Annotated in this window: 29 protein-coding genes and 1 tRNA gene; 16 read left to right on the top strand and 14 right to left on the bottom strand. The window is 62.7% G+C overall.

Features of this window, described 5'->3' with window-relative positions; genetic code table 11:
* Positions 1-55 precede the first annotated feature (55 nt).
* The gene (locus CWE17_RS04500; RefSeq protein WP_131455250.1) at positions 56-1,207 is read left to right on the top strand and encodes an alanine--glyoxylate aminotransferase family protein; all 1,152 of its coding nucleotides are present in this window, start codon (positions 56-58) and stop codon (positions 1,205-1,207) included.
* 44 nt (positions 1,208-1,251) lie between these two features.
* A tRNA-Gly gene (locus tag CWE17_RS04495) sits at positions 1,252-1,323 on the top strand.
* Positions 1,324-1,347: 24 nt separating this feature from the next.
* On the opposite strand, the gene CWE17_RS04490 is transcribed toward CWE17_RS04495, so the two are convergent.
* The 3 genes from CWE17_RS04490 to CWE17_RS04480 all read right to left on the bottom strand — a co-directional run bounded on the left by CWE17_RS04490 (position 1,348) and on the right by CWE17_RS04480 (position 2,369).
* A complete protein-coding gene (locus tag CWE17_RS04490; RefSeq protein WP_131455140.1) occupies positions 1,348-1,548 on the bottom strand; it encodes a hypothetical protein in 201 nt (66 codons plus the stop codon).
* Positions 1,549-1,719: 171 nt separating this feature from the next.
* Entirely contained in the window at positions 1,720-1,947 is a 228-nt protein-coding gene (locus CWE17_RS04485; protein WP_236629505.1) for a hypothetical protein, read from the bottom strand.
* A gap of 107 nt (positions 1,948-2,054) precedes the next feature.
* Positions 2,055-2,369, bottom strand: a complete 315-nt coding sequence (locus tag CWE17_RS04480) for a chemotaxis protein (RefSeq protein WP_131455139.1) — start codon at positions 2,367-2,369, stop codon at positions 2,055-2,057.
* Between the two features lie 83 nt (positions 2,370-2,452).
* Here CWE17_RS04480 and CWE17_RS04475 point away from each other — a divergent pair, with 83 nt between their 5' ends.
* The 3 genes from CWE17_RS04475 (at position 2,453) to CWE17_RS04465 (ending at position 3,842) form a co-directional block, all read left to right on the top strand.
* The gene (locus CWE17_RS04475) at positions 2,453-2,968 is read left to right on the top strand and encodes an AbrB family transcriptional regulator (protein WP_131455138.1); all 516 of its coding nucleotides are present in this window, start codon (positions 2,453-2,455) and stop codon (positions 2,966-2,968) included.
* Positions 2,969-3,031: 63 nt separating this feature from the next.
* The gene (locus CWE17_RS04470; RefSeq protein WP_131455137.1) at positions 3,032-3,451 is read left to right on the top strand and encodes a DUF6554 family protein; all 420 of its coding nucleotides are present in this window, start codon (positions 3,032-3,034) and stop codon (positions 3,449-3,451) included.
* Positions 3,429-3,842 carry a hypothetical protein gene (locus CWE17_RS04465; protein WP_240789241.1) on the top strand — a complete coding sequence of 138 codons (414 nt, stop codon included), beginning with the start codon at positions 3,429-3,431 and terminating at the stop codon, positions 3,840-3,842. Before CWE17_RS04470 ends, CWE17_RS04465 begins: the two co-directional genes overlap by 23 nt.
* Here CWE17_RS04465 and CWE17_RS04460 read toward each other — a convergent pair.
* Positions 3,797-5,338, bottom strand: a complete 1,542-nt coding sequence (locus tag CWE17_RS04460; RefSeq protein WP_206338356.1) for a DEAD/DEAH box helicase — start codon at positions 5,336-5,338, stop codon at positions 3,797-3,799. The two genes, CWE17_RS04465 and CWE17_RS04460, sit on opposite strands and share 46 nt — an antisense overlap.
* Positions 5,339-5,564: 226 nt before the next feature.
* Between CWE17_RS04460 and CWE17_RS04455 the strand changes: the two genes are divergently transcribed.
* A complete protein-coding gene (locus CWE17_RS04455) occupies positions 5,565-5,999 on the top strand; it encodes an HNH endonuclease (protein ID WP_131455136.1) in 435 nt (144 codons plus the stop codon).
* Positions 6,000-6,012: 13 nt separating this feature from the next.
* On the opposite strand, the gene CWE17_RS12365 is transcribed toward CWE17_RS04455, so the two are convergent.
* A complete protein-coding gene (locus CWE17_RS12365; RefSeq protein WP_236629503.1) occupies positions 6,013-6,222 on the bottom strand; it encodes a serine protease inhibitor in 210 nt (69 codons plus the stop codon).
* Between the two features lie 31 nt (positions 6,223-6,253).
* Between CWE17_RS12365 and CWE17_RS04445 the strand changes: the two genes are divergently transcribed.
* Positions 6,254-7,246: an SDR family oxidoreductase gene (locus tag CWE17_RS04445; RefSeq protein WP_131455135.1), complete on the top strand. Its 993-nt coding sequence runs from the start codon at positions 6,254-6,256 to the stop codon at positions 7,244-7,246.
* 116 nt (positions 7,247-7,362) lie between these two features.
* On the top strand, positions 7,363-8,394 hold the full coding sequence (gene pdxA / locus CWE17_RS04435; protein WP_131455134.1) for a 4-hydroxythreonine-4-phosphate dehydrogenase PdxA: 1,032 nt from the start codon (positions 7,363-7,365) through the stop codon (positions 8,392-8,394).
* On the opposite strand, the gene accB is transcribed toward pdxA, so the two are convergent.
* Both accB and efp read right to left on the bottom strand, forming a co-directional pair.
* Positions 8,381-8,869, bottom strand: coding sequence for an acetyl-CoA carboxylase biotin carboxyl carrier protein (gene accB / locus CWE17_RS04430; protein ID WP_206338351.1), 489 nt, complete (start codon positions 8,867-8,869; stop codon positions 8,381-8,383). The two genes, pdxA and accB, sit on opposite strands and share 14 nt — an antisense overlap.
* Positions 8,866-9,429 (bottom strand): elongation factor P, encoded by a 564-nt coding sequence (gene efp, locus CWE17_RS04425; RefSeq protein WP_131455133.1) that lies wholly within the window; start codon positions 9,427-9,429, stop codon positions 8,866-8,868. The genes accB and efp overlap by 4 nt, the downstream gene beginning before the upstream one ends.
* 64 nt (positions 9,430-9,493) lie before the next feature.
* On the opposite strand from efp, the gene CWE17_RS04420 reads away from it, so the two are divergent.
* Together CWE17_RS04420 and thiL are read left to right on the top strand one after the other, a co-directional pair.
* Positions 9,494-10,567 (top strand): peptidylprolyl isomerase, encoded by a 1,074-nt coding sequence (locus CWE17_RS04420; RefSeq protein ID WP_131455132.1) that lies wholly within the window; start codon positions 9,494-9,496, stop codon positions 10,565-10,567.
* Positions 10,568-10,593: 26 nt separating this feature from the next.
* Entirely contained in the window at positions 10,594-11,580 is a 987-nt protein-coding gene (thiL, locus tag CWE17_RS04415) for a thiamine-phosphate kinase (protein ID WP_131455131.1), read from the top strand.
* A gap of 98 nt (positions 11,581-11,678) precedes the next feature.
* Here thiL and gap read toward each other — a convergent pair whose 3' ends face one another.
* The gene (gene gap, locus CWE17_RS04410; protein WP_131455130.1) at positions 11,679-12,701 is read right to left on the bottom strand and encodes a type I glyceraldehyde-3-phosphate dehydrogenase; all 1,023 of its coding nucleotides are present in this window, start codon (positions 12,699-12,701) and stop codon (positions 11,679-11,681) included.
* A gap of 203 nt (positions 12,702-12,904) precedes the next feature.
* Here gap and murC point away from each other — a divergent pair, with 203 nt between their 5' ends.
* Genes murC through CWE17_RS04395 form a run of 3 tightly spaced genes read left to right on the top strand, consistent with a single transcriptional unit; the run spans position 12,905 to position 15,644 of the window.
* Complete coding sequence (gene murC / locus CWE17_RS04405) at positions 12,905-14,356, top strand: UDP-N-acetylmuramate--L-alanine ligase (RefSeq protein ID WP_131455129.1); 1,452 nt, start codon at positions 12,905-12,907, stop codon at positions 14,354-14,356.
* A complete protein-coding gene (gene murB / locus CWE17_RS04400; RefSeq protein WP_240789246.1) occupies positions 14,356-15,270 on the top strand; it encodes a UDP-N-acetylmuramate dehydrogenase in 915 nt (304 codons plus the stop codon). The genes murC and murB overlap by 1 nt, the downstream gene beginning before the upstream one ends.
* Positions 15,271-15,302: 32 nt before the next feature.
* Positions 15,303-15,644, top strand: coding sequence for a YbaB/EbfC family nucleoid-associated protein (locus CWE17_RS04395; RefSeq protein ID WP_131455127.1), 342 nt, complete (start codon positions 15,303-15,305; stop codon positions 15,642-15,644).
* On the opposite strand, the gene rsgA is transcribed toward CWE17_RS04395, so the two are convergent.
* From rsgA to grpE, 4 genes are read right to left on the bottom strand one after another with little or no spacing between them, the layout of a single operon-like run.
* The gene (rsgA, locus tag CWE17_RS04390) at positions 15,619-16,494 is read right to left on the bottom strand and encodes a ribosome small subunit-dependent GTPase A (RefSeq protein ID WP_131455244.1); all 876 of its coding nucleotides are present in this window, start codon (positions 16,492-16,494) and stop codon (positions 15,619-15,621) included. The genes CWE17_RS04395 and rsgA overlap by 26 nt on opposite strands.
* A gap of 19 nt (positions 16,495-16,513) precedes the next feature.
* Positions 16,514-16,756 carry a sulfurtransferase TusA family protein gene (locus CWE17_RS04385; protein ID WP_131455126.1) on the bottom strand — a complete coding sequence of 81 codons (243 nt, stop codon included), beginning with the start codon at positions 16,754-16,756 and terminating at the stop codon, positions 16,514-16,516.
* A gap of 3 nt (positions 16,757-16,759) precedes the next feature.
* Positions 16,760-17,887 carry a molecular chaperone DnaJ gene (gene dnaJ, locus CWE17_RS04380; protein ID WP_131455125.1) on the bottom strand — a complete coding sequence of 376 codons (1,128 nt, stop codon included), beginning with the start codon at positions 17,885-17,887 and terminating at the stop codon, positions 16,760-16,762.
* Between the two features lie 45 nt (positions 17,888-17,932).
* The gene (gene grpE, locus CWE17_RS04375; protein WP_131455243.1) at positions 17,933-18,694 is read right to left on the bottom strand and encodes a nucleotide exchange factor GrpE; all 762 of its coding nucleotides are present in this window, start codon (positions 18,692-18,694) and stop codon (positions 17,933-17,935) included.
* A 114-nt stretch (positions 18,695-18,808) separates the two neighbouring features.
* Here grpE and CWE17_RS04370 point away from each other — a divergent pair, with 114 nt between their 5' ends.
* Genes CWE17_RS04370 through CWE17_RS04360 form a run of 3 tightly spaced genes read left to right on the top strand, consistent with a single transcriptional unit; the run spans position 18,809 to position 22,910 of the window.
* Positions 18,809-20,560 (top strand): GspE/PulE family protein, encoded by a 1,752-nt coding sequence (locus CWE17_RS04370; RefSeq protein ID WP_131455124.1) that lies wholly within the window; start codon positions 18,809-18,811, stop codon positions 20,558-20,560.
* A gap of 10 nt (positions 20,561-20,570) precedes the next feature.
* Positions 20,571-21,644 carry a type IV pilus twitching motility protein PilT gene (locus CWE17_RS04365; RefSeq protein ID WP_131455123.1) on the top strand — a complete coding sequence of 358 codons (1,074 nt, stop codon included), beginning with the start codon at positions 20,571-20,573 and terminating at the stop codon, positions 21,642-21,644.
* Between the two features lie 15 nt (positions 21,645-21,659).
* The gene (locus CWE17_RS04360; protein WP_131455122.1) at positions 21,660-22,910 is read left to right on the top strand and encodes a type II secretion system F family protein; all 1,251 of its coding nucleotides are present in this window, start codon (positions 21,660-21,662) and stop codon (positions 22,908-22,910) included.
* Positions 22,911-22,917: 7 nt separating this feature from the next.
* Here the strand turns inward: CWE17_RS04360 and CWE17_RS04355 are convergent, their stop codons facing one another.
* A complete protein-coding gene (locus CWE17_RS04355) occupies positions 22,918-24,228 on the bottom strand; it encodes an NAD(P)/FAD-dependent oxidoreductase (protein ID WP_131455121.1) in 1,311 nt (436 codons plus the stop codon).
* Positions 24,155-24,667 (bottom strand): peptide-methionine (R)-S-oxide reductase MsrB, encoded by a 513-nt coding sequence (gene msrB, locus CWE17_RS04350; RefSeq protein ID WP_131455120.1) that lies wholly within the window; start codon positions 24,665-24,667, stop codon positions 24,155-24,157. The genes CWE17_RS04355 and msrB overlap by 74 nt, the downstream gene beginning before the upstream one ends.
* Positions 24,668-24,680: the final 13 nt, after the last annotated feature.

The raw sequence follows: 24,680 nt of genomic DNA, 5'->3' as shown, positions 1-24,680 counted from the left end.
GTGACAAGCCCTGTGAAGATCGTTTTTTACAATGGCCGATTCCCGATCCGAGACCGTGCAGGACAAGCTCACCCTGATGATCCCGGGCCCCACGCCGGTGCCTGAAACGGTTCTCAAAGCACTGGGGCGACATCCCATCGGCCACCGCAGCGGCGAATTCCAAGCCGTGGTCAAGCGCACCACCGAACAGCTCCGCTGGCTGCACCAGACCACAGGGGACGTGCTGGTCATCACCGGGAGCGGCACGGCGGCGATGGAAGCGGGAATCATCAACACCCTGAGCCGCGGTGACCGGGTTCTCTGCGGTGACAACGGCAAATTCGGCGAGCGCTGGGTGAAAGTGGCGCGCGCCTACGGCCTGGACGTGGAGGTGATCAAAGCGGAGTGGGGACAACCGCTGAATCCCGAAGCTTTCCGCAGCGCCTTGGAGGCCGACACCGAGAAGCGTATCCGTGCAGTCATCCTCACCCACTCGGAAACCTCCACAGGGGTGATCAACGACCTTGAGACGATCAGCCGTCATGTCAAAGCCCATGGCACAGCACTGACCATCGCCGACTGCGTCACCAGTCTGGGAGCCAGCAATGTGCCCATGGATGCCTGGGGGCTCGACGTGGTCGCCTCCGGCTCTCAGAAGGGGTACATGATGCCGCCAGGTCTGAGCTTTGTCGCCATGAGCGAGCGCGCTTGGCAGGCCTACGAGCGCTCCGACCTGCCGAAGTTCTATCTGGATCTCGGGCCCTACCGGAAAACAGCAGCGAAAAACAGCAACCCGTTCACTCCGGCGGTGAACCTCTACTTCGCTCTGGAGGCTGCCCTGGAAATGATGCAGGCGGAAGGCCTCGATGCGATCTTTGCGCGTCATGCCCGCCATCGAGATGCTGCTCAGGCGGCCATGAAGGCGATCGGCCTGCCCCTTTATGCCGCTGAAGGACACGGCAGCCCGGCGATCACCGCAGTGGCTCCAGAGGGCATCGATGCCGAAGTGCTGCGCAAGAGCGTCAAAGAACACTTCGACATCCTTCTCGCCGGCGGTCAGGATCACCTCAAGGGACAGGTGTTCCGCATCGGCCATCTCGGCTTTGTCTGTGATCGCGATGTACTCACAGCCGTGGCCGCCATTGAGGCCACGTTGCAAACCATGGGGCTCCATAAGACGAGCGTGGGCGCCGGCGTGGCCGCTGCCGCTGCCGCCCTTCACTCCTGATCCAGGCAAAAACGATCGGCGGCAGTGACTTAAACTGCCGTTATGCGGGTGTAATTCAGTGGTAGAATGTCAGCTTCCCAAGCTGAACGTCGCCGGTTCGAGTCCGGTCACCCGCTTGTCGAATGCAAGGCTCTCTCGGCTTACTGCCTGGGCTTGATGAGTTGCATCACCTGAGGGCCAACGCCGCCAGCCCGTCGTTCCTGTTCAAGGCCTTTCAGGATCAGAATTCCTGATGCGCTGATATTGCCAGCATCTGCTTCGTGGCGCGCCTGCTCAAACAGACGTTGAGCCTCATTCAAATGGGACTGACGCTGATCAGGGCGAGCCGCTGGCGGGGCCATCGCAGATCTGATCGATGTCGATCTGATCAATGTGGATGTCAATTCTGTTGCTTTGATCTATGCATAATCCTATCGCTGTTCTGAGCAACAACCCATCCAGATCTATTAATTCAGGGCATGAAAACGATTGAGGCCCATGCGCCGCATCGCAGCAGCCTCAACGCTGCACTTTTAGGTGCCAGGCTCTTCAACGTTGCCACCCAGAGCATCAATCTGGGCTCGAAGCAGTGCTGAACGACCCTCGTCACCTCGGGTCATCGCGACGGCCAGGGCGAATTCCAGCTTTTCAAGCTGATGTCCTCCCTCAATGAAACCCTTACGGTTGCAGCTGAGGGACGCCGTGCGACCCAAGCGAACCGAACCTGCTGGAGCACAGGAGCTGGAGTTAGAGAGTGCCATGGTTGGCTTTCTTTTTATTTTGACACCCCTGGCCAGCCCGCTGCGATACCGACCTGTTCCTCAAGCAGCTCGTTGATCAAGCAGCCCCTTAATCAAGCAGCCGTTAATCAAGCAGCCATGGCCTCATCGTGGTGCTCATGCTCGCCATGCTGATCGTCGTGCTGGTGCTCCTCCTCTCCATGGAGCTGAGCTGGTTCCGACTGAAGGAGCAGTTCACGGCAGTCCTGAAGAATCTGATCGACTCCATCGAGGCGCTCGATCTCCGCCACCGGCATGGCCTGGGCATCCTGCTGCTGACGCAGTTGCAGATCCACGCTCTCCAACCGCTGCTCCAGTTTCACCAGACGCTGAGAGAGCGCGTTGAGGGTCTGGGCGACATCCTCAGCCGTGCGGGTGATTCGGAAGGACACGGATTGGGTCATGACCGGGGGAAGACCGGAGGGAATGAGCCGATGACAACACATCGCAGATCAGACTGGAAGTCTTCCCTGATCGGAATCCCCCCATGCCCGCTCCGGCAACGCTTCTGGTCTATCTCTTGGCAGGAACAAGCCTCGGTCTTCTGGCTCTGCGCACCGGCATCCCGGCGGCACCACTCGCTGGCGCTCTCATTGGTGCCGGATTGGTAAGCATGAGCGGTCGGCTGCCCCAGGCGGAGTGGCCCCCTGGCACCCGCACCGCCCTCGAGATCGGCATCGGCACCGTGATCGGCACTGGCCTCACGAGGGAATCACTGGACCAGCTTCAGCAGCTTTGGCGCCCGGCAATCCTGATCACCGTCACCCTGGTGATGACCGGCCTGGTGGTGGGGCTCTGGACCAGCCGGCTCCTCGGGATCGATCCTGTGGTTGCTCTGCTGGGAGCCGCTCCCGGCGGCATCAGCGGCATGAGTCTGGTGGGTGCCGACTTTGGCGTTGGAGCCGCCGTGGCCGCGCTCCATGCCGTGCGCCTGATCACGGTGCTTCTCGTTCTTCCGCTTGTGGTGAAACTGCTAGTCCCTCTAGGCATGGGCGAGTCCTGAATGGACTCTGGACAGCGACCGCGGACTCGATACGTTGGCGCAGTTCGTCTACAACGTCCAGTTATGGCCAGGATCCAGATCCGTCTTGCAACCGTCCTTACCCTGGCCGGACTCGCCGGGCTCAACCTGGTGGCGAGCGGCGTCAAAGCGGCTGATAAGCCTGAACCCAACAAAGGCGCCCAGATCTACTGCTTCATGCGCAGCAACGGGAACGACCACAGCGTCAGCTGGGAAGCTTCTTATGCACTGATAAAGCGTCAGGGCAATAGCGTCTTCAAAACCTCCCCTGAACATGCTGCTGTGATGATCACCGAGGCTGTGGTCAAAGATCCCGGCAGTTATCCCGACTGCGGTCGCTATCTCGGTGACCTGTTCGGGGGATCCGACCGCTCCGCCAAGCTTCCCCAAGATCAACCCAAGGCCAAGTCCTCCAGCTCCGGTTCCTACTCCAATACCTACGGTGATCAGCGATACAGCTACTGAACCCAGACACCTTGTGGTCGGCCTACTTCTGGCCGGCCTGTTGGTCTCAGGCCTGGGCTGCAGTAGCCGCTCAGCCGCGACCCGCAAGGACAGCGATCCTGAATTACCCGCCCAGGCCTGCCTGGAAAACCTTGATCTCAATCGACTCGAACGGGCGCTCCGCCGCTGCAATGCTGTGGTCGACCTCCATCGAAGCGACCCTGGTCCGCTCACGGATCGCTCTCTGCTCTACACGCTGCTCGGCCGCCTCGACCAGGCTTGCAGCGATGTCAACCAAGCCATGCAGCTGGTGAACAAGCAGGGGAGAGCCGCCGATCCGATGATCAGCCATGAGCTGAAGGTGCGTCAGGCATCTTGCAAACAGCGCAGCAGCAGCGCGGGCAAGGGCTGACGCTCCAGGGTCAGGCTTCTGGGGCCCAGCAAAATTTCAATCTGGCGCGCCTTACTGGCCACGAGCGCATCTACCAGCTGATCGGCTAGCCCCAACTGCAACCAGTAGCTGATCAACCCCCCATCCATCCCAAGCCGATGGCAGCGGTCCTCGGCCTGATCAACAGCTCCAGGGGTCCAGGGCCGTTCCAGCAACACCACCCTGCGGGCCCGATGCAAGGTGAAACCAAGACCGCCGGTGCCATAGGTGCTGAGCAGCAAATCGGTCTCACCCGCCTGAAAGCGATCCACCACCCCCTGACGATCCTCAGGTCGTAATCGCCCGCTCAGCACGGCACCCCCCAGGCGCTGCTGCAAAAGATGCAGGGGCTCCACAAAGCTGCTGAAGAGCACAACCGCCTGTCCCTGGCGACGCAGTGTTTCCACCAGGCTGGCCGCCGCTGGCAATTTGAACTCCGCAGCAATTCGGCGCAGGGCCGTCAGCACAGCAAAGGATTCCGCATCGGAGCGCACCGATCCAGCCCGCACTCTTCGGCGGTACTCCTCAATCACCTGAGCAAGACGGTGATCCATCCCGCGGGCCTCAGCATCCTCTAGCTGGAGAGGCTCAAAGCGCCGCTCCTTCGGCGGCAGCCCCAAAAGGCGCTGCTTGCGCCGATGGAGCACCAGCGGGCGGGTGAACCGTCGCAACTCCTCCAACTGACTGGCGCCGCCGGCCTGCCAGCGCCGCTGACCAGCCTGCTCGCGCCAATGACCCTGGCAGTACCGCTCCTCAAACTGGCGTTGATCTCGGGCGATCGGATGATCAATCGCAGCCAGTAATGGATAGAGCTGATCGGGCCGGCCATTCTTCATCGGCGTGCCCGTGAGCAGCCAGATCGCCCGCAACCGGGGGTGACGGGCGAGGCGCAGCAGAGACTGGGTGCGCTGGGCCTGCATCGACTGGCCGAAATGGGCCTCATCCACCACCAGCAGCGTTCCCGCCTCGGGCAGGTCGTCAGGGAGTCGAGCCCAACTGAGCAACGTAGGGCTGAGCCCCAGGGCATCAGCCTCCCGCCGCCAGTGGTCATGGAGTCCAACCGGGGCCACCACCACCAGCTCCAGCGGGAGGGCACGTTGCATGGCACGAGCCGCCAACAGGGCGGTGAGGGTCTTGCCAAGACCCATCTCATCGGCGAGGACCGCGCCTCTGCGAGCCAGCAACCATCGGGCACCACTGCGCTGATGGGGCAGCGGCTGACGTCCGTCAGGCAGCGCCTGATCCAGATCGGCCAATGCGACCAACTGGCGATGGGAAGGCAAAGGAGGCATCGGATGCTGATGCCAGGCCATCCAGCGGGCCAGATCGTCGCGCACCGGAAACCGCGGGCCCAGCTGGGCCTGAAGCTCCTTGGCCGCGGCCAAGGGGAATTCCCAACCTCGCTTGGCACCGCGCCACACCCCCCGGGGTCGGATCCGTCGGATCTGAGCCTGGGTGACGGCATCAAAGGGATGCATCACCTGCACAAGACCTGCAGGAGAGAGCCCGAGATAACACTGCGATGCCGTTGTTGAAGCCGTGGCTGAATCAGTCAGCAAAAACCATCTTAAGGCTTCTCAGGCAAGGCACAAGCAGGCAGGAAATGCTGTGATCCCAGAGCGAGATGAACCTTCTGAAATGCAGTCTTCGACACATTGACGCACCGGGAAGAGACGGCACACTGCGCACAACCGAGGCACTCGGATGCACAGCAGGGATGCGGTTTTCCTTGAAGATCTATGTCCCAAATTGCGTGTCCGACGATGGCGTCAATCCCTGCATAAGTTCACGGGCAAAAGTTGCATTTATTGCGGCAAACCATCAGAGTCGATTGATCATGTTCTGCCACGTAGTCGTGGCGGCTTGAGTGTGACTGAAAACTGCGTGCCGGCCTGCCTGTCCTGCAATGGACACAAGTCGGATGCCGATGCTTTCGACTGGTACCGGAGGCAACGCTTCTACGATCCCCGGCGGGCCATGGCGATCCGCGCCTGGATGGATGGCGATCTGCGCCTCGCCCTCAGACTTCTTCAGTGGGCCCAACCGGAGCTGGAAAGCAACGCTGGCGATGACTTGGAGCACGGTGACGCCCCCGGCGATGACGCCCAGAACGGCGATTGGCTGCTGCAACCCGCCTGAACCTGAGCTCCGCTCACCAAACGCGGCAGGCGACAGCGGAGTTGTGGCGCTGGCAAATCGAGGCCTGCTGCTCAGGCTGCTCTGGCGCCAACAGAAACGCTCCTGAGATGCAGGCAGCAGCCACCAAGGCGGCACTAGTGGTGGACAAGGAGAGGCGCAGCGCCCGGCGCCGCGGCGCGATGATGGATGACGTGGGTACCAGGGTCAGGCAGGAGCCGGTCATGAGCCAACGGTGAACTAATACACTTGTACTGATGCTCGACGATCTTGTCAACCACTGCCCGCCTCTGCCGCCGGACGCCACCCTCCTCGTGCTGGGAGCCGGATTCAGTGGCAGCCATCTGGCCGCCCTCGCTCGACGCCAAGGGGCCAGGGTTCTCACCACGCGGCGCCTTCCCGATGAATCAGACCTTGGGTCGGTGCTGCGCTTTGACAGCCAACTGGCCAAACATCCCGATCCGGAGCAGTTGAACGATGTAACCCACGTGCTCAGCACCATTCCTCCTGAACGCAATGGACAGGATCCGGTGCTGCGCTGTCTTGGGGAGCAACTGCAACAGCTCCCCCTGCAGTGGGTGGGCTATCTGTCCACCACCGGCGTTTACGGAGACCGCCAGGGAGGCTGGGTGCAGGAATCGGATCCAGCCAAGCCCACCCAGGAACGCAGCCAGCGACGACTTGCCTGTGAGCAGGCCTGGCTGGAATCTGGTCTTCCCGTGCAGATTCTTCGCCTGCCAGGGATCTACGGCCCCGACCGCTCGCCGCTTCGGACAATTAGCCGCGGTGAACTACAACCGATCGACAAACCCAACCAAGTGTTTTGCCGCATCCATGTCGATGACATTGCAGGCGCCTGTCTGCACCTGATCGAACGTGCGGCGCAGGGGCAGCGGCCTGAGATCGTGAACATCAGCGACAACGAACCGGCCCCATCGGCCACGGTGCAACGCCATGCAGCCTCCCTGCTGGGCGTGGCCATCCCCGAACCGAAGCCCTACAGCGAAGCCAGCGTCGCCATGAGCGCGATGGCCCGCTCCTTCTGGGCAGAGAACCGCCGGGTGAGCAATCATCTGCTCTGCCAGGAGCTTGGCTACACGCTGCTGCACCCGGATTTTCGCAGCGGCCTGCTGGACTGCCTCAAGGTGGAAGGATTCAGGGCTGCGGTGCCTTCCGCTGATCAGCCCCCTCCGACTCCGGAGCGCCCAGAATCAGCTCATTCCACTGGATCGGCTTCTCCGGATCAATGAATGTGAGACCGGCGTCATGGAGCAGACGATGCCACTGCACCTCCAGCCAGCCCTGACGCAGGGCCGTCCCCAGGCCATACAGCAGAAGCCCTAGAAGCAACCAGCGCAGCATCGCCATGACGATCGAGTCCTCCGACGCTAATCAGACGCTGCTGATCGCCCTGGGTGATCCGGCGGGCATCGGCATGGAGGTGACCCTGAAAGCTCTCGCCTCACCGGCTCTGCCATCCGACCTGAACCCCCTGCTTGTGGGCTGTCGTCGCGCTCTAGAAGCCACGTATCAGCAGCTGCGGGCCAATGCTGCAGGCCCGCTGGCAGATCCAGACGGGCTACCGATGCTCGACCAACCCCTCAGCCACAAGATCGAGGCTGGAGACCCAAGCGCCATCAGTGGAGACAGCAGCTTTCAGTGGTTGACCACCGCCACCAAAGCGGTGCTCCAGGGGCAAGGGCGGGCCCTGGTGACCGCACCAATCGCCAAACATGCCTGGCATGCCGCAGGCCATCACTATCCAGGCCAGACCGAACGGCTGGCGGAACTATGCGGAACCGATCAAGCCTCAATGCTGTTCACGGCGGTCTCACCCTTGACTGGCTGGCGCCTCAACACCCTGCTGGCCACCACCCACATCCCACTTGCCGCCGTTCCCGAACAGCTCACACCAGCCCGCATCCTGCACAAACTCAATACACTCGCCGCGTTCTGCCAGCGCTTCAACCCCAGCCCAAGGCTGCTGGTGGCAGGGCTCAACCCCCATGCCGGCGAAGAGGGGCAGCTGGGGGATGAAGAGCAACGCTGGCTGGCACCTCTGCTTCAGGAGTGGTCCCAGGACCATCCCGAAGTGTCCCTGAGTGGACCGTTACCACCGGACACCTGCTGGCTCAGTGCCGCCCGATCCTGGCAACAGGGGGCCTACACAGACAGTCCGGATGGAATCCTGGCGCTGTATCACGACCAGGGTTTGATTCCCGTGAAGCTGCTGGCTTTCGACCAAGCCGTGAACACCACCCTGGGCTTGCCCTTTCTGCGCACTTCACCAGATCACGGCACGGGCTTCGACATCGCCGGGCGTGGAGTCGCCCGGGCAGACAGCATGGTGGCCGCCCTGCAAGCGGCCTGGGAGCTCAGCTCGACTAGCCGGGCTTGACCCGCATCAAAACCTGACCGAACTCCACTGGTGTGCCGTTGTCGACAAGGATCTCAATCACCTCACCGGCCAGCTCGACCTCCAGCTCATTCATCAGCTTCATCGCCTCGAGGATGCAGACGGTTTGACCGGAGTTCACCCGGGTTCCCACCTCAACGAAGGGGTCCTCACCCGGAGCCGGAGCGCGATAGAAGGTGCCAACCATTGGCGCTGTGACGTCCACCAGGTCAGAGCGGGATGCCGGCACCACAGGGGGTGGGGTGGCAGGGCCAGCAGTGCTTTCCTGTAGCACCTCGATCGGTGCCGCAGAGGCGGTTGCTGGAGCGGGAGCTGCAGCAGCCACAGCGATGGTGGGGAGATTGCGACGAACTTCCAGGCGGAAGTCATCCCCCTCCAGTCGGAATTCCTGAATGTCGCTCTCCGAGAGCGCCTCCAGGAGGCGATGGAGCTGGTCGTGATCAAGCTGCATGGTCATCCGTTCTCGCGGCCCAGATAAGAGTCGTTGCGGGTGTCGACCTTGATCTTCTCGCCAATCGAGAGGAACAGGGGAACCATCACCTGGGCTCCAGTCTCGAGAATGGCGGGCTTCGTGCCGCCAGTGGCGGTATCACCCTTCACGCCAGGGTCGGTCTGCGTGATCTCAAGGACAACGGAATTGGGCAGTTCCACCTCAAGGGGCTTGCCATTCCAAGACACGACGCTGACCTCCATGCCTTCCTTGAGGTATTTGCGGCTGTCGCCAATCTGTTGGGCGGTGAGACGGGTCTCCTCGTAGGAACCCATGTCCATGAAGACGTAATCGTCACCCTCCATGTAGGTGTGCTGGAGAGTGGCCTTCTCGAGCATGGCCTGCGGAAGCATTTCGCCGGCACGGAAGGTCTTTTCAACCACGCTGCCGCTCTGCACAGCCTTGAGCTTGGTGCGAACGAAGGCAGAACCCTTGCCGGGCTTCACGTGCAGGAACTCGACGACGCGCCAGACGGCACCGTCGAGCTCAATTGTGGTGCCGGTGCGAAAGTCGTTGCTGGAGATCATTCCCGCGGAACGGTTCAGGGGATCATACGGCTGTGCCAAAGTCCAGGCAGCACCTGGGTTCCCCATGGCACATCAGCGACTCTGCTCCCTGCTGATCGCCCTGATCACCGCCACTGGCCTCTGGCTGGCAGCACCGGCCTATGCCGGCCTGCCCCAGGGCAATGCCGTCAAGGATCCCGCAGCGATCCTCCGTGACGCACTCCCCTTCGATCAGGCAGACCTGCGCGAGCTCCAGCACCGACTCGAAGGCACCAGCGATGACCTGCGGGCGAAACGCTGGAGTGCCCTGGCCCGCTCCCTCAGCCGCAGCCAAGCGCTATTGGCGACGCGACGCAACACGATCCTCACCGCCATGCCCGAGGCGGACCAAGCAACAGCCGATCAGCTGCTCGATGCTGTCTCCGAAGGCATCCACCAACTCCAAGACGAAGTCGAGCGGCAAGACAAGTCCGCCTTCATCGACAGACGTCGATCCACCCTCAGCCTGGTCGGTGATCTCGAAGCACTGCTGACGGACGACACGATCCCAGCAATCCCTGCGGAGTTCGACGCCCTGCCCCGCCTTCAGGGTCGCGCCACCGTGACCATCAGCACCAGCCAAGGCGATCTCACTGCGGTGGTGGATGGCTACAACGCTCCGCTCACCGCAGGAGCCTTCATCGATCTGAGCCTCAAGGGCTTCTACGACGGCTTGCCCTTCATCCGCGCTGAAGACTTCTACATCCTTCAGACCGGTGATCCCAAGGGGCCCGAAATCGGCTACGTCGATCCGAGCACCAAAAAAGAACGCCACGTGCCCCTGGAGATCCGCGTTCCCGGTGAAGCGGAGACCTTCTACAACCAGACCTTCGAAGATGTGGGGCTCTACAAGGCCACTCCGACACTCCCCTTCGCCACCCTCGGCACCCTGGGCTGGGCCCATTCCGACCAGGCACTGGACGATGGATCGTCCCAGTTCTTCATGTTCCTCTACGAGGCCGAGCTCACCCCCGCCGGTCTCAACCTGGTGGATGGACGCAATGCGGCCTTCGGCTACGTCGTGGATGGCTTTGATGTGCTCGAGGAACTCGGTGTTGACGACAGCGTGGTCAGCATCAAAGTGATCGATGGGGCTGATCGGCTGCAGCCCCACGCCTGAGCACGATCCCTTGGCTGAACGATTCCGTGGCTGAACGTCTGCGCGACCTGGGGGAAGCGGAGCTGATCCGTCGCCTGGCCGCTTACGCCCCTCCTGGTCAGTTCGAGGACGACACGGCCCTGATCGAATCCGATGGCAGCAAGCTGCTGGTGAACACGGATCTGCTGGTGGATGGCGTTCATTTCAGTGATGCCACCACGGAGGCAGAGGATGTGGGCTGGCGGGCTGCCGCTGTCAATCTCTCCGACCTCGCCGCCAGCGGCGCTGATCACGTCTTAGGAATCACGGTCGGACTGGTCGCCCCTGCAGACACCCCCTGGCGCTGGGTGGAGGGGGTTTATCAAGGTCTTCAGGCTGCCCTGCACTGCCACGGCGGGGTGTTGCTGGGCGGAGACTGCACCAGCGGTCAACAGCGCATGCTGGCGATCACCGCCCTGGGTCGGTGCAGTCGACTCCGTCTGCATCGCAATCAGGCCAGGCCAGGTGACTGGTTGGTGGTGAGTGGTCCCCATGGCCTCAGCAGGCTGGGGCTGGCGCTGCTCCAAAACAGCCTCGATCCGGCACTCGAAGGCATCGACCCCGCACTCTGCAAGCAGGCGATTCGCCAGCATCAACGCCCCCAACCCCGTTTCGATGCGCTGCACAGCTTGCTGGGCTGCAAACCCGATGGTCTGGAGTGGCGAGCAGGAGGCACCGACAGCAGCGATGGGCTGCTCACAGCGGTAAGAGATCTCTGCCGCAGCAGCCACTGCGGAGCACTGCTCGATCCCAGGGCTCTTCCCCTAGCCCAAGGTTGGCCCCAGACAGAGCCATGGCAGAGCTGGTGCCTGAATGGCGGGGAAGACTTTGAACTTGTGCTGAGCCTGCCCCCCGACTGGGCACGAGACTGGCTGGCCCGACAACCAGGCAGCCAGAGGATCGGCGAGATCAGTGACGCCAACGGTCAAATCTGCTGGAGCGACGGCAGCGGCGTGGTCTCTGCGGCAGCCGGATACACCCATTTCAGCGCTTAGGGAAAGGCCAGCGGCCAGGTAAGTCCGCAACAAAAAACCCCTCCATCCAGGAGGGGTTGAAACAGTCACGAACAGCACTCAGGAGAGTGCTTGTGTCTTCACTTCCAGTTCTTGGCGACGATTTCGGCGAGATCAACCACACGCTGGCTGTAGCCCCACTCGTTGTCGTACCAGGACAGGATCTTGACCTGGTCACCGCCCATCACCTTGGTGAGCTCGGCATCCACGATGGTGGACTCATCGGTACCTGCGTGGTCAGTGGAGACCAGGGGCAGTTCGCAGTACTTGATGATGCCCTTGGCTGAACCTTCGGACGCAGCCTTCAGTGAAGCGTTCACCTCCTCCCTGGTGGTGTTCTTGCTCACGTTGAAGACCATGTCCACCAGGGACACGTTCGGGGTGGGAACGCGCAGAGCGAGACCGTCGAGCTTGCCCTTCACTTCGGGGTAGACCAGAGCCACAGCCTGAGCAGCTCCCGTCGTGGTGGGAACAATGTTCATCGCAGCGGCACGGGCGCGGCGCAGGTCGCGGTGGCTGGCATCGAGGATGCGCTGGTCACCGGTGTAGCTGTGCACCGTGGTCATCGAGCCTTTGACGATGCCGAATTCCTGGTCGATCACCTTGACGATCGGCGCCATGCAGTTGGTGGTGCAGCTGGCATTGGACAGGATGTTGAAGTCCTCGTGGCGGTATTGATCAGCGTTCACGCCCACCACGAAGGTGCCCACACCAGGGCCCTTGCCAGGAGCGGTGAGGATCACCTTCTTGGCACCGGCCTGCAGGTGCATGCTGGCTTTCTCATCGGTGTTGAACACACCTGTGGACTCGATGACCAGATCGATGTCCCACTCCTTCCAGGGGAGGTTGAGGGGATTGCGGTCGGAGTAGCACTTGATCGTCTTGCCATTCACGATCAGGGTGTCGTCGGTGTAACCGATCTCTGCACCCTGAATACGACCCAACATGGTGTCGTAGGTGAGCAGGTGGGAATTGGTCTTGGGGTCGGAGGTGTCATTCAGACCCACCACCTCGATGTCGGTGTTGGCCCCACGGCTGATCCAGCAGCGCATGAAGTTGCGACCGATTCGGCCGAATCCATTGATCGCAACGCGCAGGGTCATGGCAAAAGCGGCGGACCGCAGTGGGTGGTTTGGCCGCCGATCATACAGAAATCAATAGGATTCCCCTGTCCAAGCCCCTGCCGCGATCCCTGAAGACCCCAGGTGGGCGCCGAACCTGACATGGGGTGGAGTGCTGACATGCGTGTCGAAGACAAGCTTTCGGCCAAGGACTGCCTTATCTTTCGGGCTCACGATCCAGCCCATTGGCCAGTTCGCTCAGCCGGCAGCAGCCCGTTCATTTCATCGGCATCGGCGGCATTGGCATGTCCGCGCTGGCGCTGATCCTGGCGGAACGCGGCTTTCGGGTGAGTGGTTCGGAACCCAAGCGCACGCCGATCGTTCAGCGTCTGATCGATCAGGGCATCCAGGTGCTGGATTCCCAGGTGGCCAGCACCATCGATGGGCTGATCGCGGCGTCGGAGCTAGCCCCGCTGGTCGTGGTCAGCACCGCGATTCCGGCTAACAATCCTGAATTCGCTGCCGCCCGCGCGCATGGTCTCAGCATCTGGCATCGCTCCGACGTACTCGCTGCTCTGATCGCCGATCAACCGTCGATCGCGGTGGCAGGCAGCCATGGAAAAACCACCACCAGCACAGTGATCACCACCCTGCTGGCGGCGGCTGGTGAAGACCCCACCGCCGTCATCGGTGGCGTTGTTCCTTGCTTCGGCAGCAATGGCCATGCCGGCACCGGCCGCTTCCTGGTCGCGGAGGCAGATGAATCGGATGGCTCCCTGGTGAAGTTCGAGGCCGAACTCGGTGTGATCACCAATCTGGAACTGGACCATACCGATCACTACAAGAACCTTGAGGACCTGATCGCCACCATGGGGCGTTTCGCCCAGGGTTGCGGTCGTCTGCTGGCCAACCACGACGACCCGATTCTGCGCGAGCATTTTCAAGCGGCCGCCTGGTGGTCTGTTCAACGGAGCGAGGGAGTCGATTTCGCAGCGCTACCGGTGGCACTAGACGGCGACCGCACCATCGCCGACTTCTACGAAGCTGGGGAGCAGATCGGGCAAATCACCCTCCCCCTGCCTGGGCTGCACAACCTCAGCAACGTGACCGCAGCGCTGGCTGCCTGTCGCTTAGCGGGCGTGAGCTTCGATCAGCTGAAGCAGGGACTTGAACAGCTGCAGGCCCCGGGTCGGCGCTTTGATTTCCGCGGCGACTGGCAAGGACGCCAGATCGTGGACGACTACGCCCATCACCCCAGTGAGGTCCGCGCCACACTGAGCATGGCGCGCCTGATGCTCAACAGCGGTCGCAGTCCCCTGCCCCGGGCGCCCCAACGGTTGATGGTGGTCTTCCAGCCCCACCGTTTCAGCCGTACCCAGGAATTCCTCGAGGAGTTCGCTGCGGCCCTGACCCTGGCCGATTGCGTTCTGCTCGCCCCTGTCTACAGCGCCGGTGAAGCACCGATCGCCGACGTGAACAGCCACGCACTGGCCTCGTCCCTGCATCGATTGGCACCGGAGCGTCCCGTTCTAGTGGCCGACAGCCTGGAGGAGCTCACCGTGCTGGTGCAGGAGCACAGCCGGCCCGAGGATCTCGTGCTCGCCATGGGCGCCGGTGATGTCAACAGCCTCTGGAGCCGTCTTGCCGACGACACGTCTTCCTCGAAAGCCTCATGTCGCTCACCACTGGCGGCCTGATGCAGCTTGAGCAGTCGGGCGTGCTGCGTCGGCAGGTCGCTCTCGCCGACTACACCACCTGGCGCGTGGGTGGTCCGGCCGAATGGCTGGCGGAACCAGCAGACATCCACCAGCTGCAGGAGCTGCTGCAGTGGGCTCAGATCGAATCCCTACCGATCCGGGTGATCGGCGCAGGCTCCAATCTGCTGATCAGCGATCGCGGGCTGCCGGGGCTCACCCTTTGCCTGCGGAAGTTGCAGGGCAGCCAGGTCTGTGGCGACAGCGGTGAGGTCAGCGCCTGGGCCGGAGAGCCGATTCCCACCCTGGCGCGCCGGGCTGCCAAGGCCGGTCTCCACGGCCTGGAATGGGCCGTGGGCATTCCAGGCACCGTGGGAGGCGCCGCCGTGATGAACGCTGGAGCCCAAGGGGGCTGCACCGCAGAACGGCTGGTCTCAGTCGACGTTCTCGATCTCCAGGGCACCAGCAGCGAGCCAATCACCCTCACCAGCGAAGTCCTCGACTTTTCCTATCGGCACAGTCGCCTGCAAAGTGCCGAGCACCTGGTGATCGCCGCGCAATTCCTGCTGGAACCCGGTCATGATCCAGCCGAGCTCAGCCGTCGCACCAGCGACAACCTGTCCCATCGCACCACCACACAGCCGTATCAATGGCCGAGCTGCGGCAGCGTGTTCCGCAATCCCGAACCACTCAAGGCCGGTCAACTGATCGAGTCACTGGGCCTGAAGGGCCGTCGGGTTGGTGCCGCCGAGGTCTCCAACATCCACGCCAATTTCATCGTGAATCTCGGAGGAGCTACCGCTGCCGACATCGGCAATCTGATCGAGCTAGTGCAAACCGAGGTCGAACGGGACCGAGGAATCCGACTGCACACCGAAGTGAAGCGCCTCGGCTTCAGCGAAACTCCCTCGCCCTGACCGCCTAACCTGCCGGTTCCTCCAAAGGCGTCATGGCAGGGTTCGGACTCCCCAATTTCGGTCAGCTCACGGAAGCGTTCCGGAAGGCCCAGCAGATCCAGCAGGACGCCCAGAAGCTCCAGGAGGAGCTCGACGCCATGGAACTGGAAGGCACATCAGACGATGGCCGGGCGAGTGTGTGGCTGTCTGGCAATCAGCAACCCCTGCGGGTGCGCTTGGATCCAGCTCTCCTGTCAGAAGGCACAGAAGCCTGTGAAGCGGCCGTGCTCGCAGCACTCAAGTCGGCCTATGAACGCTCCACCGGCACCATGAAAGAACGCATGGAGGAACTCACAGGCGGCCTCAACCTCAACCTCCCCGGGATGGGCGGCTGAGGGCAAGCATCTCCTCGACGGCACGCCGGTAAAGGGGATAGCGATCCCAGTCCTGATCGATCCCACAGCCAGGTTCTCCCCGGTGCAAACAATCACGGAATCGGCAGGGTTGATCCTCTAGTCGCCGACGCAGCTCTGGGAAAAGCACTTCCAGGTTCTGCACATCACCTGGCAGCTCAGGCCGGTTGAAACCAGGAGTGTCGGCCACCCTCGCGCCTGAAGGGAGGGTATGTAGCTCCACATGACGGGTGGTGTGGCGGCCGCGCTGCAGACGACCGGACACTGCCGCAACCCTGAGCTCCAACCCGGGGATCAAACCGTTGAGCAGGGAGCTCTTACCCACTCCAGATGGACCACAGAGCACTGAGAGCGACCCCTGCGCCAGCCTGGAACGAAGCGTTTCCAGTCCCATGCCCGTACGGCTGGACACCGCCAGGGGGTCATAGCCCCAGCCACGCAAACGCTCAACCAACGCCTGCTGCTGCTCTGCCGGGATCAAATCGCACTTGCTGAGCAGCACATGTACCTGCAGACCGGTCTGCTCCGCCGTCAGCAGAAAGCGACTGGCCTGATCAGGATCAAAGGCAGGCTGCTCCACGGCCAGAGCCACCACCACCGCGGTGACATTGGCCACGGGTGGACGCGTCAACCAGCTGCTGCGCGGGTCCACCTCCGCCACCACGGCGCGGTTGTGCTCCCGATCGATGGCCTCCACCCAGACCCGATCACCGACATGCACCGCGGCACCGCGATGGGCGAGTCGCGTGCGACGGGTGCAGAGCAGGCGAAGGCCCGCCTCCGGATCATCCAGCTCCACCTCCAAATAGTTGGCCTGAAGGGCCACCACCATCCCGTACCGGCGGTCGGAATCAACCACCAGCGCAGGTCACGTGAAGTCTCAGCCAGTCGTCCGTGGTCTCCTGCACCGACACGGCATGACCCTCCCGCTCCAGACCGGGCAACACCATGGCTTCAGGTTCGCCCCGATCCAACACCAGCTCCAACACTGCCCCTGGTTCCAGGCCCTCCAGGGCCAGTCGTGCCCTGATGAAATTCACCGGGCAGGGGGTGCCCCGAAGATCAAGTGACGAATCGGCCTCGGGAAAGGGCACCGTTCAGCGTTGTCCGAACAGGCGGGCAAACAATCCGCTCTTGTGGTGGTGATGCTGTTCACCCCGGGCGGAATGGTGGCCAGCCAGATCCTCCAGCAGGGTCCTCTCTTCCGCATTGAGGCGGGTGGGCAACTGAACGGTGACCGTGATGCGCTGGTGACCTCGGGCCACGGGGTTGCCGAGCTTGGGGATGCCTTTGTTCTCGAGGGTGAGCACGGCATTGGGCTGGGTGCCGGCAGGAATCTCGAGGCTGGAAGGACCATCGACGGTCTCCACCTCGATCGTGTCGCCAAGAATGGCCTGGAGATAGCTCACCTTCACTTCGGAAAGCACGGTGAGGCCATCCCGTCGCAAGCTGGGATGGGGACGAACGGTGAGGAAGACATAGAGATCCCCTGAGGGACCGCCGCGCTGGCCGGCATTGCCCTCTCCGGCAACCCGCAGTCGGGTGCCTGTGTCGACACCAGCAGGGATGTTGATCCGCAACTTCTTTCGAACCTGCTGCACCCCCTGGCCACCGCAGGCGGAGCAGGGATCAGCGATCACCTGACCACTGCCATCACAACTGGGACACTCCGCCACCTGCGTGAAGCTGCCGAAGGGAGTTCGGGTTGCACGTCGCACCTGACCAACACCACCGCAGGTGGTGCAGGTGGTGGGTCCACTGCCGGTTTTGGCGCCACTGCCGTTGCAGGTGGTGCAGGTTTCCAGGTGGGGGATACGGATCTCCTGCTCCTGACCGAACACCGCCTGCTCGAAATCGATCGTGAGGTCGTAGCGGAGGTCATCGCCCTGCTGGGGCCCGCGGCGCCGCTGCTGCCGCCCACCTGCCGCTCCACCGAAGCCGCTGAAGAAGGTTTCGAACAGATCGGCGAAGCCACCCATGTCGCCCATGTCGGGCATGCCGGCAGCACCACCGAGACCGGCCTCACCGAACTGGTCGTAACGGGCACGGGTCTGAGGGTCGCTGAGGACCTCATAGGCGCGGCCGATCTCCTTGAAACGATCCTCAGCACCAGGATCCTTGTTGACATCCGGGTGGTATTGGCGAGCCAATCGCCGATAGGCCCGCTTCAGATTGTCGGCATCGGCATCCCTTCCGACCCCGAGCAGCTCGTAGTAATCGGCCATCAGCTCGTCATCCCGTTCATCACCCTAAGGGCCAGCTCCAGGCGATCAAGCGGACGCATCACTGGAGTCTCCAGTCTCCGCGGAGCTGCTGTCGGCATCGGCATCGGGACGAGCTGCAGCCCCACCCTGGGGACCAGGCCCCATGGAGACCTTGACCATGGCGTGGCGAAGCACCCTGCCATTGAGGTGATAACCGCGCTGAAGCTCCTCGATCACCACATCCTCATGGTGCTCGTCGCTGGGTTCCCGCAGCACTGCCTCATGCAAGGTCGGATCAAAGTCCTGACCCACGACTCGCATCGGGGCCACTCCCAGCTGTTTGAGCACATCCACCAACTGCTTGTAGAGGCCCTGATAACTGCGATGCAGCGACTGCGCCTCCTCGCTTTCAGGGTTGAGCTGCTGGCGGGCCCGCTCAAAATTGTCGACCACCGGCAGGATCTCGCTGAGGGTGCTGCAGGTGAGCTGCAGCTTGAGGTCGTCCTGATCCCGGCTCTGGCGCTTGCGGAAGTTGTCGAAATCGGCAGCGATGCGCATGTATTGACTGCGCAGGGTCTCATGTTCTTCCCGAAGGCTGCTGTGCTCGCGCTCCAGCTGCTCGAGCCGGGCACTGTTGTCAGCAGCAGACTCGGTCGACACATCGACCGTTTCACTGGCTGTTGGGCTGTCCATCGAACCAGCGGAGCCATCGGTCGAGGAATCTGAGGGCTGCTGCGCGGCGGACTCAGGACTCACAGATGACGACGGAACCTCAGAACCGCCACCAGCGGTGGACTCATGCGCAGAGGAGGAGAGATCGCCACTCATGCTGACCGGGACCGAATTCACGTCTAGACATGTTGAAGGGTGAGGCGTGCCTCCCACAAGCGGCGGAAGCCCGCACCTCCGACCCATCACCGTGCATCGTCTGCGGAGTCGAGCATGAACGAGCAGGCATCAACCTCCGATTCCGAACCGACTCGGCAACGGTTGGAACTGGAGTTGCTCCTGCAGATCCCGCTGCCGGAACAGCCCACACCCCTCAGCGCCTCCCGCCTGCGGGACGCGATCGAACGCAAGGGACTAGACCTCAACCAGCCAAAGCTGGCAAGGCTGCTCCAAGGGCTGGAGCTCCAAGGGCTGGCACTCCAAGAACCGCAGAGCACTGTTGAAGCCAACACCCCCGAGACAGTGACCACGGGCGCGCTCTCCCGAGAAACAGCCACCCAAGAAACAGCCTTCAGCGCAGAACCGGCGTCCAACCCAGTCGCCAGCCCATCCCTGCTTGAAAATTTCAATCCCGAGGGGGTCTTGGAAGAAGACCCCGAGGAAACCGCGAGGCTGGCGGCCCTGCACGAGGACCTCGAGCAGACCCTGCAAGACACCAACGCCTCACCGGTCGTGAATCTGGTGAACCGAATCCTGCTGCAGGCCCTGCAACTGGAAGCCAGTGACATCCATGTGGAACCCCAGCAAGCCGGACTTCAGGTGCGCTTCCGTCAGGACGGCGTGCTTCAGAGCTACAGCGAACCGTTGCCGAGTCGCCTTGTGCCGGCAGTGACCTCAAGATTCAAAATCATGGCCGATTTAGATATCGCCGAACGCCGACAGGCCCAGGATGGGCGCATTCGGCGACGCTTCCAGAAGCGCACCGTTGATTTCCGGGTCAACAGCCTTCCGAGCTGCTTCGGGGAAAAGATCGTCCTGCGGCTGCTCGACAGCGGCGCCACCCAGCTGGGGCTGGACAAGCTGATCACCGATGCTGACGCCCTGCAACTGGTGCGCAGCCTCGGCTCCAAACCCTTCGGGATGATCCTGGTCACTGGCCCAACTGGATCGGGTAAATCCACGACGCTCTATTCGCTACTGGCGGAACGGAACGACCCTGGGATCAACATCTCCACGGTGGAGGATCCCATTGAATACACCTTGCCTGGGATCACCCAGTGCCAGGTCAACCGTGACAAGGGATTCGACTTCAGCACCGCCCTGCGCGCCTTTATGCGTCAGGACCCGGATGTGCTGCTGGTGGGGGAGACGCGCGATCTGGAAACCGCCAAAACAGCCATCGAAGCCGCCCTCACCGGACACCTCGTGCTGACCACCCTGCACTGCAATGACGCCCCGAGTGCGATCGCCCGTCTCAGCGAAATGGGCGTCGAACCGTTCATGGTCAGCGCTTCCCTGATCGGCATCGTGTCCCAACGCCTGTTGCGCCGGGTCTGCAGCCACTGCTGCGAGCCTTACCAGCCCGATACCGACGAACTGGGGCGCTTCGGACTGATCACCCACAGAGAAACGGATGTGCGCTTCGTGCGCGCCCGTCACCACGACGGAAGCGGCAACGCCTGTGGTCATTGCCAGGGCAGTGGCTACCGCGGCCGGGTTGGTGTGTATGAGGTGTTGCGCATGAATGAAACCCTGGCCACCGCCGTGGCGAAGGGAGCAACCACGGACGTGATCCGGCGCCTCGCCCTGGAGAGCGGCATGAAAACGCTGCTGGGTTACAGCCTGGAGCTGGTGCGCCAAGGACTCACCACCCTGGAGGAGGTGGGACGCATGATCCTCACCGATGCCGGACTCGAATCGGAACGCCGCGCCCGGGCCCTGAGCACCCTGACCTGCGCCGGTTGTGGTGGCGGACTGCAGGAAGCCTGGCTGGAATGTCCGTACTGCCTGCGCCCGCGTCAATGAGCTGCCTGCCATGGACCTGATGATTGAAGACCTGATGGAACAGCTGGTGCAGGGCAGCGGAAGCGACCTGCACCTCGCCAGCGGGCAACCTCCCTACGGACGCTTCAGCGGGCAGCTCCGCCCCCTCACGGAGACCCCCCTGACGGAGGAGACCTGCAACCGGCTGATCTTCTCGATGCTGAACAACAGTCAGCGCAAGACCCTCGAACAGACGTGGGAGTTGGACTGCGCCTACGGCCTGAAGGGGGTGGCGCGATTCCGCGTGAACGTCTATCGCCAGAAAGGCAGTTACGCCGCCTGCCTGCGGGCCCTCGGCAGCAGCATCCCCAGCATTGAGGCCCTGCAGCTGCCTTCGGTGGTGGTGGAAACGAGCAAGCGACCGCGAGGGCTGGTGCTGGTGACCGGCCCGACGGGCTCCGGCAAGACCACGACGCTCGCGGCCCTCCTCGACCACATCAATCACACCCGAGCAGAGCACATCCTCACGATCGAAGATCCGATCGAGTTCGTGTATCGAAGTGATCGCAGCCTGGTGCACCAACGGCAGCTCAACGAAGACACCCGAAGCTTCGCCAATGCCCTGCGAGCAGCCCTACGGGAGGACCCGGACGTGATCCTTGTGGGGGAGATGCGCGATCTCGAAACAATCCAGCTGGCGATCACCGCGGCGGAAACAGGTCACCTGGTGTTTGGCACCTTGCACACCAGCTCAGCCGCTCAAACCGTCGACCGCATGGTGGATGTATTCCCACCCGGACAGCAGACCCAGATCCGCGTGCAGCTGTCTGGAAGCCTGGTGGCGGTGTTCTCCCAGACCCTCTGCCGGAAAGAGAATCCTCAACCAGGCCAGTTCGGCAGGGTGATGGCGCAGGAAATCCTGATCAACACTCCAGCCGTCGCGAATCTGATCCGCGAGGGCAAGACCGCTCAGCTCTACTCGCAGATCCAGACCGGGGGAGAGCAGGGGATGCAGACCCTGGAGAAGGCCTTAGCGGATTTGGTCAACCGCGGCGAGATCAGCCTGGATGAGGCGAGAACCAAAGCGAGCAAACCGTCCGAACTGGAACGGTTGCTGAACGGCTGACCCAGGCGCTGATCGATGGCCACCTTCACCGCCAGCTACACCTCCGCCTCAGGACAGGCGCGATCGGTGACGATCCGTGCCAGTGATCCCGCCGACGCCAGACGCCAGCTCAGGAGACGCGGCATCAAGGCCACGGATCTACGCGCCAAAACCAAGGATCAGACAGCCGCAGGCAGCCAAGCCAAGGCCGGACTGCGCTCCCTCGACCTGGGGGAGGCGTTCCAGAAACCTCCGGGCGTGAAGGAGAAGGCCGTCTGGGCCAGCAAGCTGGCCGCGCTGGTGGATGCCGGCGTACCGATCGTGCGCAGCCTCGATCTGATGGCCAGCCAGCAAAAACTGCCGATGTTCAAGAAGGCTCTCGTCGCCGTTCAACTGGAGGTGAACCAGGGAACGGCGATGGGTGCAGCCATGCGGCAATGGCCGAAAGTCTTTGATCAGCTCACCGTGGCCATGGTGGAGGCGGGCGAGGCGGGGGGGGTGCTCGATGAATCCCTGAAACGCCTGGCCAAACTGCTCGAAGACAACGCCCGCCTGCAGAACCAGATCAAAGGCGCGCTGGGCTATCCGGTTGCGGTGCTGGTGATCGCCATCCTCGTGTTCCTGGGCATGACGATCTTTCTGATTCCCACCTTTGCCGGAATCTTCGAAGACCTGGGGGCGGAACTGCCCCTGTTCACCCAGCTGATGGTGGACCTCAGCAAACTGCTGCGATCCTCCGCCTCCTTGATCTTCGCGGGGGGGCTGCTGGTGGGGGTCTGGCTATTCGCTCGCTATTACAACACCCACAAAGGCCGTCGTGTGGTGGATCGGCTGATGCTGCGCCTACCCCTGTTCGGCGACCTGATCATGAAAACGGCCACCGCTCAGTTCTGCCGGATCTTCAGTTCCCTCACCCGCGCCGGCGTGCCGATCCTCATGTCCCTGGAAATCTCCAGCGAGACGGCCGGTAATTCGATCATCTCGGACGCGATCCTGGCTTCAAGAACGCTCGTCCAGGAGGGGGTGCTTCTGAGCACAGCCCTGAACCGCCAGAAGGTGCTGCCGGAGATGGCCCTCAGCATGCTCGCGATCGGTGAAGAAACCGGCGAGATGGACCAGATGCTCAGCAAAGTGGCGGACTTCTACGAAGACGAGGTGTCGGCGGCGGTCAAAGCGCTCACCTCGATGCTGGAACCGGCCATGATCGTCGTGGTTGGTGGCATCGTCGGCTCAATCCTGCTGGCCATGTATTTGCCGATGTTCACGGTGTTCGACCAGATCCAGTGAACAGTGCTCAGAGGAGGGAGGCAGCGATCGCCTGACCCGCCAGCCAACCGCTGCTCCAGCAGTGCTGGAAGTTGAAGCCGCCGGTGACCCCATCCACATCCAGCAGCTCCCCTGCGAAGTGAAGACCGTTCACCAGTCGGCTCTCCATCGTTGCCAGATTGACCTCGCCAAGCGCGACACCACCGGCCGTCACAAACTCCTCTCCAAAAGGACCTCGACCCCGGATCGGATAGCGACTGCCGGTCAACGCCTGCACCAGGGCTCGCTCCCAGGCAGCTGGGCAGTCCGCCCAGCGACGCTGAGGATCAGCTCCCACCTGAGCGAGCAGGGTGAGCCAGAGCCGCCGTGGCAGCCGCTGGGGATAGGGTCGGGCTGCGGCGAGGCTGCGGCGTGATTCCTGATGGCGCAGGGTCTGCAGGGTTGCGGAGACCTCAGCATTGGCCAACCCGGCCAACCAGCGGACGGTCAGCTCGCCTCGATACCGCTCCGCATGCAAACCACGAGCAGCGAAGGCCGTCAGTCGGAGAGTCGCCGGACCGCTGAGCCCCCAGTGGGTGATCAACACCCTGCCCAGCTGTCGCCAGCGACCGCCGGACAGGCTGAGCTCCAGTTCCACGCCATCGAGCGCCACCCCAGAACAGGCTGTAAGCCCAGGGGCCTGAAGTGCCAGGGTGAACAGCGAGGGAAGGGGATCGACGATCTGGTGCCCGAGAGCAGCAGCCAGTCGCCGTCCACTGGGATGACCACCGGTGGCCACGAGCACCCGACGGGCCGTCCAAAACGGAGCTGTCTCGCCTTGGCGGCCATGGCCCTCGAGCAGAAACCCGTCGTCCTGCTGTCGCAGGCTGCGCACCGGAGCACGCAGCTGAAGCTCAACACCGGCACTCCGAGCTGCACGGCGCAAACAGTGGATCACCGCCTCTGATCGGTTGGCGACAGGAAACATCCGACCATCCGGCTCCTCGACAAGCTCCAGACCTCGATCGGCAAACCAGCCCACAGCATCCCCGCAGGCGAAACGACTGAAGGGACCGCGCAAGGGGCGACTGCCGCGGGGGTAATGGCCCACCAGTTCGATCGGATCCCAGCAGGCATGGGTGACATTGCAACGACCGCCGCCGCTGATGCGCACCTTGCTGAGGGGATCAGGGGTGGCCTCGAGGACCAGTACATCCCTGAGCCCCTGCTCGGCAGCCGTGATCGCTGCCATGAAGCCGGCGGCACCACCCCCGATCACGATCAGATCATGCAGAGCGCTGGAACCGGAGGGCGACGCCGTTGTTGCAGTAGCGCTTGCCGGTAGGCCTTGGACCGTCATCGAACACATGACCCTGATGGCCCCCGCAGCGTCGGCAGTGGTACTCGGTGCGCGGAATGATCAATTTGAAATCTACTTTCGTGGCAACCGCACCGGCCAACGGCTCCCAGAAGCTGGGCCAACCCGTGCCGCTGTCGAACTTGGCGGCAGAGGAAAACAGAGGCAGGTCACAGCCAGCGCAGTGATAAGTGCCCTTGCGCTTCTCACCATTCAGGGGACTGGTGAAGGGGCGCTCGGTCCCTTCTCGTCGCAACACTTGATAGGCCTCTGGTGTGAGCCGACGCTTCCATTCAGCATCCGAGAGAGTCCAGGCGGGGTCTGCTGCCTTTGACGCCGCCAGGACAGGCCTGGGAGCTGCCATCCAACCGAACGCAACCACCATGACGCGGCCGAGCAGAGAGCGACGGCTCAGTAGCCGCTGCCGAATGGAAAGGGTCATGGCAGAGAGCAAA

This window comes from Synechococcus sp. BS56D (assembly GCF_004332405.1).
In the GTDB taxonomy this organism is placed as follows: Bacteria; Cyanobacteriota; Cyanobacteriia; order PCC-6307; family Cyanobiaceae; genus Synechococcus_C.
The sequence above is the reverse complement of the archived record's forward strand: the minus strand, read 5'-3'. Positions and strand labels throughout refer to the sequence as shown.